Source organism: Staphylococcus sp. EG-SA-2 (genome assembly GCF_017152085.1).
The window spans coordinates 1-8,000 of the sequence record NZ_JACYHC010000187.1 but is presented as its reverse complement, the minus strand read 5'-3'; the positions used below and the strand labels follow the sequence as shown (position 1 = coordinate 8,000).

Below are 8,000 nucleotides of genomic sequence, written 5' to 3'. Positions count from 1 at the left end.
ATTAGTATTTGACTCTGTTGATTTTGTTTCATCTTTTGGAGTATCATTGCCACATGCAGTAAGCACCACCGCTGACATTGATAACACTGCTAATGATTTTAATTTCATAATATCACTCTCTCTTCCTATTTTTGAAACTCATAACAAAAGCTTATATGCTATATAGATTGTATTACCCCTTGTTTTTAATTTTATTCATAATTATTACAAATATTTTTAAATTAATCGTCATGCGTTACTTTCGTTCGTACTCCTTTTATAAATGAACCATGTAATATAAGCATGCTATTATCGACTCAGTTTGTCTAATGCTTTCTTTGGTACTTCTTCCTTTTCAACTTCTTCAAAAGTTTCTACATGATGACCTTTATGTGTAATTTTCAAGTATCTATGCGGTTTAACATCAAATGTAGCAGTATACATTAATTGCGTCTCTTTCCCTTCTTTATTAAAAGCACTTTGAGTATAACTTCGGAGTTGATCATCCATTCTAGTAGACACCTCTGTCGTTTTAACATAAGAATCATCTTCCTTTACTAATGGGTTAAATTGATCTGTTATACCATGAGAGTCTATTGTTTTTAAAATGAATAAAGCAGCATAAGCGCCAATGATAGTAAGTGCAAGATATGTTATTGTTTTTAAAATCGTTTTCAAAAGATCACCTCTGACAAAATATAAAATAGGATGCCTCTGAAAACAACTTACATAATTGTAATTAAAGTGTAAGTATTAGGAGAAAATGATGGTATTTGAACCTGAAAGATACGAATCGTTTTTAAACTAAGTTATTTTATAGAGACTTTATTATGGAATTGAAAGAAGTTAATTTTAAGGTTGTCGAATGTAAAAACATATTGATTAACCATAAAAGAGAAATTATATTTGTAGATTTCGGCATAAACGTCATTAAAGAATTTTCTATATGATAGTGCTAATCATAACAAAGAAAGCTAGGCACCTTTAGATACCTAACTTTCAAAGTATTAGCAATAAAACACTGTATATACTAATTCAACTTAATTTCAAACTTGTTCAATGTCATTAACACTTTTCACAAGTTTGAAAGTTACATTTTTTATATCGGCTGTATTAATTTTTACATTTTCCCTATCTTTTTGTAGCTCTTTATGCGACTCTAATGTATATTTACCGCCATCTTTTGTATTTATGACGATGTTACCTTTAGGCAAATGTTCTCCCATATATAAGCCATAAGAAATATGAGCAAATCTTATGATATGATCCAATTCCTTTAAAGTGACAACTTCTTTATTAAGAGTAATATTTCTCTTAGGTGTATATACTCTATCAGCAACTGTGTATGTTCCTTCTAAATGTATACGAACTTGGTTTTCATTTAAAGGTCTCTCTGAATAAACCCAATTCCTAGATTTATTAGATTTTCCATTTATTGTATCCTTGCTGTATCTATCGTAAAGTTTTTTAACCAAAGCTTTTTCTGAATTATTTGGTACTTCTTCAACTTTTTGTAATTGTTTATCTTGTACACTTGAGGAATTTTGTGTTGACGCGTCTGCTTTTGGATATATTCCAAATGTTCCCCCATAGATGATACCTAGCGATAGAATAGATTTTAATAGAATTGAATTTTTCGAGTCATTTTTTTTGAACATATTTAATTACCTCCTTGAAGTAAAACTTTATTTTCTTCAATTATAAAAATAATAGACGTGCTCATGAATTAAATTCATCTTAACTCTTGATTAACTTTAATTTGCTACCACTCTGAATTTAATAACTATAAATCGTCTACACATAATTGGACTAAATCTAAGAGAATAGAATTTGTTAATTTAAAATAGTAAGCAATTCAAAGTTATATGTGTAATAGATAAAATAGATATCCCTATAGTGATGCGTTACTAGCTAAACATAGTAACACATTAGAAGATAATGAAGTTAAGGAGTTACTGGATTGTTTCGACTATGTAATTAAGTATAAAAATATCCAACGACAAAACGTAATTATAAAATGGTAAAAGCTATGGTACAGTTTCAAATTGCTAATGACATGCGTATCGGTGAGCTACTTGCAATAAAGAGAGTAAATATAAACTATGAAGATAAAACGCTAGATATCGACGGTAAAGTTAATTGGATAACTGAAAAATGACGGGAGCATCCGGAGTAAAAGAGACAACTAGAACAAGTAACAGCTATAGGGCTATAGGCCTCACTATCCATAGCATCGACTTACTAAGAACACTTATGCTTGTAATGATAAGTTTATTAATATAGGGTACATATTCACAAATGCAGCTGGTGGCCCTATCGACTCGAACAAAATTAGCAACATTATTAAAGGGGGCACTATCAAAGAGACAACTGAGATTAGTTCTATTAAGAAACCTGTAACGACGCATACATTACATCATTCGCATATATCTACACTTGCTCAATTAGGAATTAACTTAAAAGCAATGCAAGAGCATGTAGGTCATTCAGATTATAAAAAATCTAGAGATATACACACATGTTACTAATCAGATGGCGAAAGATATGATGAATAAATTTGAACGATTGGGGAGTTAAAATTGGAAAAAGATGATATACTAGCAGAAATTAAGCCTATGCTCAATTTTGATGAGCAAATAGCGAAATTAAAACAGATGAATATATTTTTTAATATTATTGACACCGAAAAAGCAAATGAAATTCTTAGAAAAAATAATTACTTCTTCAAACTAGCTTATTTCCGAAAAAATTTCGAAAAAAAGAATGGCGGCTATTTCATAGAATTTGCTTATTTATCAGATTTAGCAACTATAGATATGAAATTAAGATACACAATGTTGCATTTAACTTTAGATATTGAACATAGTTTAAAGTGTCTAGTCTTAAAACTAATAACAGAAAATAACCAAGAAGATGGTTATAAAATAATAGATGAGTTCTTATGCATTGATAAATCATATAGCAATTCAAATTTTGACACAAATTCAAGAACACCAGAAGAAGTTATGGAAACCAAAATCAAAAATAAAAACGAAATATTCAAGCATATGAATAAACGAGGACAACTACCCGAGAAGTTGAATAAATACTATCAAAATCCACCCGCATGGGTTTGCATTGAATTCATGCAACTAGGTCAATTCGTTTCGTTTCTCAACTTCTATTACAAGAAGTACAATGACGAAGAATTGAGAGTTGCTAATATTTTAATGCCTTTAGTTAAAAATATAAGAAACAAATCAGCTCATAACCAACCCATCATAGCAAATCTAAATTATGACAGTAGATCTCCTCAATATTTATTTGAAAAAGGGAATAATATAGGCATATCTAGAAACATGTTCGGAATAAAAAATTTCATAGATACTTTCGCTACGCTAGAATTACATAATCAAGTTTGTAGTAATGCAATTATCCAAGCAAGATATCACGATTTGGACCAACTTCAAAAGCGATATAAAAGAAACGAAAGCTATTATAATAATGCATTAGCTATCAAAAGATTTTTTATAGCTTTAGATAAAATTATTGACTTCAACAGACCAAAAGTATAAACTATCTAGTGAGGAAAGAGACTTATAGGTCTCGCGAGTTATTTTAATTCGTATGCAAGAAAAAGAAGAGCTATGCATTTTATTTAAAATGCGTAGTTCTTTTTTTATGCATCTAAATTCATATTATTTTTGCAATATAAACATATCTTTGTGCAAATTCCGAACACAAAACATTCACATCATCCTTTTTTGCCCTTTTCTGTCCCTTTTCTATATCCCAAACATAAAAAAATCCCCCATAAGCCTATGCCTACGAGGGTTATAATATATTAAATATTATTGTTCTTCTTTAACATATGGTAATAATGCCATATGACGAGAACGTTTGATAGCTGTAGTCAACATACGTTGATATTTAGCTGAAGTACCAGTTACACGACGTGGTAAAATTTTACCGCGTTCTGAGATAAAACGTTTTAATAATTCAGTGTCTTTGTAGTCGATATGTGTAATACCATTTGCTGTGAAATAGCATACTTTTTTACGACGACGTCCGCCTCTTCTTGGTCCACCTGCCATGATTGTGTGCCTCCTTTGATAATTTTTTCGCTTTAATTTCGTTAATTTTTATTAGAATGGTAAGTCATCATCACTTATATCAATCGGTCCGTTTGCATTTGCAAATGGATTATCAGATTGTTTCGTGTTTGATGAATTATTGTACGAATTGTTTTGTCCTGATTGTTGACCACCGAATCCTTGACCGTAATCTTGGAATTCATTTTGTTGACGTTGGCCACCATTTTGTTGCGCATTTTTAGGTTCAAGGAATTGAACGCTATCACACACAACTTCAGTAACAAACACACGACGACCTTCTTGATTTTCATAATTACGGGATTGTAAGCGACCATCTACACCAGCTAAACTACCTTTAGATAAATAGTTATTTACATTATCTGCTTGTCTTCTAAAAACAACACAGTTAATAAAATCTGCTTCGCGCTCCCCTTGAGCATTCGTGAACGTACGATTTACTGCAAGAGTGAATGTCGCTACACTCACACCTGAGGGAGTGGTTCTGTATTCCGGATCTTTCGTTAAACGACCTACTAATACAACTCTATTTAGCATTTAAACGCCCCCTCTAATTATTACTTGTCTTCGTCTTCACGAATAACCATGTAACGAATGATATCGTCACTGATTTTAGCTAGACGTTGGAATTCGTCAGTAGCTTTGTTGTTATCAGATTTAACACGTACGATGTTGTAGAAGCCATCTTTGAAATCATTGATTTCATAAGCTAGGCGACGTTTACCCCAGTCTTTTGCTTCTAAAACTTCTGCACCTTCAGTAGCTAAGATACCGTTGAAACGTTCAACTAACGCTTTTTTAGCATCTTCCTCAATGTTTGGGCGTACGATGTACATAACTTCATATGTTCTCATTTTATATTTGCACCTCCTTGTGGTCTATACGGCTTATCAATCTTAAAACAGATAAGCAAGGAATAATTTTCATTACTCACAATAAAGAATTATATCATGCGCCATTACTTTTTACAATAATAATTCAAACTACTCTTCATATCATTTTTGACATTAATTCATTTGAAATTTTCTATGATATTTTTAAAAATACACTTCACAAAAGCGAACGCATGTTCTATAATGGTTGTGAGGTGGTAAGGAATGAATTTAAATATTGATTGGTCTAAAGATTTTCAAGAATTCCAAGAGATACTTAATAGTGGCATTCATCCTGAATGGCTTTATTGTGCAAAGGCTAATCTTGTTTTAGAGCCTGCTTATACTGGCGAAGGCAAACAATTTTTCAGCACTCAAGATATTATTTACGCGAGTAAAATCATTCCATTCTTTTAATAAATTATACGCATAATTAAAAGAGGCGAACAATTGATTCCGCCTCTTCTACATATATACTATTTAATTAACTTCACTCTATCGTTTATACATTAAATCTGAAATGAACGATATCGCCATCTTGCATAATATATTCTTTACCTTCTAATCGTTGTCTGCCCGCTTCTTTAGCGCCACTTTCGCCGCCATATTGTACATAGTCATCATAACTTGTTACTTCGGCACGGATAAATCCACGTTCAAAATCAGTATGAATGATACCAGCACATTGAGGTGCAGTCATACCTTGTTTAAATGTCCAAGCACGTACTTCTTGCACACCAGCAGTAAAATATGTTGATAATCCTAATAATTCATAAGTTGTTCTAATTAATCGATCTAATCCTGGTTCTTCGATACCTAAATCTTCTAAGAACATTTCTTTATCTTCATCATCTAATGTAGCAATTTCTTCTTCAATTTTTGCACTAATAACAATCACTTCAGAGTCTTCTTGCGCTGCATATTCACGAATCGCTTTTACTTTATCATTATCATCATCACCAATTTCATCTTCACCAACATTAGCGATATAAAGCATTTTTTTAGAAGTCAGTAATTGCGCTTGATTCACCCATTTTTGATCTTCTTCATTAAAGTCAATACTACGAGCGGGTTTACCATTTTCTAAAGCTTCTTTAATAGTTGTTAAAATACGTACTTCCATTTCAGCAGTCTTATCTTTTTGACGTGCTAATTTTTCAATTCTAGGCAAACGTTTCTCAACAGATTCTAAGTCCGCTAGTACTAATTCCATATTAATAACTTCAATATCATCAATAGGGTCTACTCGACCAGCAACATGAGTTACGTTATCATCATCAAATGCACGAACGACCTGACAAATCGCATCTACTTCTCTAATATGTGATAAGAATTTATTACCTAACCCTTCTCCCTTTGAAGCACCTTTCACAATACCAGCGATATCTGTAAATTCAAATGTAGTCGGCAATGTCTTTTTAGGTTGAACCATTTCTTCTAATTTAAGTAATCTAGCATCTGGCACTTCTACTATCCCTACATTAGGATCAATCGTAGCGAATGGATAGTTCGCTGCTAAAGCACCTGCTTTTGTTATTGCATTAAATAATGTTGATTTACCAACGTTTGGCAATCCAACGATACCTGCTGTTAAAGCCATTAATCATTCTCCTATCTTTGTGTATCATCATGAGATTCGATGATTTTTTTAAGTTTTTTATCAAACGTTTGACGTGGAATCATAATACTTCTTTGACAATTTTCACATTTAATTCTTATGTCTGCACCCATTCTAATAATCTTAAAACGGTTTGTTCCACACGCATGTTGTTTTTTCATTTCTACTATATCATTTATTCCATATTTTGACGCCATTAAATATGACCTCCATGTATTATAAACTACTAAACACCGTTTTCACTATGATTATAAGCAGTCATAATTGGTTGAGGTGTTTTAATACCTTCTTGTAAAAACATTTTTTGTACTTCTTTGCGAATAATTCGAGCTCCAGCAAATCCTTCACCTGGAATTGTTTCTGCAGATATTCTCAATATTACTCTTGTATCTTCAATAGCATCAATACCAATAACAACCGGATCACTAACAAATAAGTAATATTTACTACGTAAAGAAGTAAATAGTTTGTTTAGTTTTTTATCAACATTATCAATGTTTTCTTCGACAGACACTGGAATTTTAACGATAGCTGTACCATTTGTAATTGAGTAGTTCGTTATTTCACCCATACTACTATTTGGTAAAATTGTTAATTCTCCTGAAATTGTATTGATTCGTGTTGAACGAAGTCCTATTGATTTAACCGTTCCCTCTGCCACAGTCGTACCACCATTGTTTATTTTAACATAATCACCTACATCAAATTGACTTTCAAATATAATGAAAAATCCAGTAATAACGTCTTTAACAATGGTTTGAGCACCAAAACCTACTGCTAAACCTACGACACCAGCACTTGCAATAACACCTTCAACACTAATGCCAAATTTACTTAAAATCGTCGTAATAACTATAAACCAAACGATATACTTCACTACATTTTGAACAAGAGATATTAAAGTTTTAGAGCGCTTTTTGTTACTCTTTTTACTCTTATTTTGAATCTTAAATCCCTGTTCAATCATTTTATTCAGTATTTTAATAACTATGAGGGCTACGATAATATAAATAACAATCATAGCGATTTTAGTTGCAATGTTTTCATATGTTTCTATTTTTGTTAATGGCTCAAATAGAGATGAAATAATATTCATGACTTGATTCATGATAAGCGTTACTCCCTTCTATATGATATATCAATATTGTATTCATATTTTTATATACTTCCAACCTACGAAAGTCTCAATATATCTAGAATCAAATGTTCACTGATTACAATTTATTTACACTTGCACAAAGAGTTATTATATAAAATTGTGTAACTATTTACCATACCTACGATTTAATTGTTCAATTATTCTTAGAAAATCTTCTTGTGAATCAAACTCAAATGAGATTTTACCAACCGATTTTTTTATTGATATATCTACTTTGGTACCATACTGTTCTCGCAACTGTCGTTCTTGTTGCTTTATAAATTTAGGCTTAGTTATATCTA

At 31.5% G+C, this 8,000-nt stretch carries 10 protein-coding genes and 3 pseudogenes; 3 read left to right on the top strand and 10 right to left on the bottom strand.

What is annotated here, in order from left to right:
• The 3 genes and pseudogenes from IDG60_RS01780 to selX all read right to left on the bottom strand — a co-directional run.
• Window positions 1-108, bottom strand: a pseudogene (locus IDG60_RS01780) (PepSY domain-containing protein); the annotation flags it as partial.
• Between the two features lie 180 nt (window positions 109-288).
• Window positions 289-657: a YxeA family protein gene (locus tag IDG60_RS01775; protein ID WP_000849163.1), complete on the bottom strand. Its 369-nt coding sequence runs from the start codon at window positions 655-657 to the stop codon at window positions 289-291.
• A gap of 368 nt (window positions 658-1,025) precedes the next feature.
• Entirely contained in the window at window positions 1,026-1,637 is a 612-nt protein-coding gene (selX, locus tag IDG60_RS01770) for a staphylococcal enterotoxin-like toxin X (protein ID WP_206160428.1), read from the bottom strand.
• 205 nt (window positions 1,638-1,842) lie between these two features.
• On the opposite strand from selX, the pseudogene IDG60_RS01765 reads away from it, so the two are divergent.
• Window positions 1,843-2,556: pseudogene (locus IDG60_RS01765) on the top strand (tyrosine-type recombinase/integrase); the annotation flags it as partial.
• Between the two features lie 38 nt (window positions 2,557-2,594).
• Window positions 2,595-3,533: an Abi family protein gene (locus IDG60_RS01760; protein WP_001817700.1), complete on the top strand. Its 939-nt coding sequence runs from the start codon at window positions 2,595-2,597 to the stop codon at window positions 3,531-3,533.
• A gap of 276 nt (window positions 3,534-3,809) precedes the next feature.
• Here the strand turns inward: IDG60_RS01760 and rpsR are convergent, their stop codons facing one another.
• From rpsR to rpsF, 3 genes are read right to left on the bottom strand one after another with little or no spacing between them, the layout of a single operon-like run.
• A complete protein-coding gene (gene rpsR / locus IDG60_RS01755; RefSeq protein WP_000897044.1) occupies window positions 3,810-4,052 on the bottom strand; it encodes a 30S ribosomal protein S18 in 243 nt (80 codons plus the stop codon).
• Window positions 4,053-4,103: 51 nt separating this feature from the next.
• The gene (gene ssb / locus IDG60_RS01750; RefSeq protein WP_000934799.1) at window positions 4,104-4,607 is read right to left on the bottom strand and encodes a single-stranded DNA-binding protein; all 504 of its coding nucleotides are present in this window, start codon (window positions 4,605-4,607) and stop codon (window positions 4,104-4,106) included.
• 20 nt (window positions 4,608-4,627) lie between these two features.
• Window positions 4,628-4,924, bottom strand: a complete 297-nt coding sequence (gene rpsF / locus IDG60_RS01745; protein WP_001261460.1) for a 30S ribosomal protein S6 — start codon at window positions 4,922-4,924, stop codon at window positions 4,628-4,630.
• Window positions 4,925-5,167: 243 nt separating this feature from the next.
• On the opposite strand from rpsF, the gene IDG60_RS01740 reads away from it, so the two are divergent.
• Window positions 5,168-5,359: a hypothetical protein gene (locus IDG60_RS01740; protein WP_001052484.1), complete on the top strand. Its 192-nt coding sequence runs from the start codon at window positions 5,168-5,170 to the stop codon at window positions 5,357-5,359.
• Window positions 5,360-5,444: 85 nt separating this feature from the next.
• On the opposite strand, the gene ychF is transcribed toward IDG60_RS01740, so the two are convergent.
• The 4 genes and pseudogenes from ychF to IDG60_RS01720 form a co-directional block, all read right to left on the bottom strand.
• Complete coding sequence (gene ychF / locus IDG60_RS01735; RefSeq protein WP_001218732.1) at window positions 5,445-6,542, bottom strand: redox-regulated ATPase YchF; 1,098 nt, start codon at window positions 6,540-6,542, stop codon at window positions 5,445-5,447.
• An 11-nt stretch (window positions 6,543-6,553) separates the two neighbouring features.
• Entirely contained in the window at window positions 6,554-6,757 is a 204-nt protein-coding gene (locus tag IDG60_RS01730) for a DUF951 domain-containing protein (protein ID WP_000157345.1), read from the bottom strand.
• A 29-nt stretch (window positions 6,758-6,786) separates the two neighbouring features.
• Entirely contained in the window at window positions 6,787-7,668 is an 882-nt protein-coding gene (locus IDG60_RS01725) for a mechanosensitive ion channel family protein (RefSeq protein ID WP_001077602.1), read from the bottom strand.
• Window positions 7,669-7,824: 156 nt separating this feature from the next.
• Window positions 7,825-8,000, bottom strand: a pseudogene (locus tag IDG60_RS01720) (ParB/RepB/Spo0J family partition protein); the annotation flags it as partial.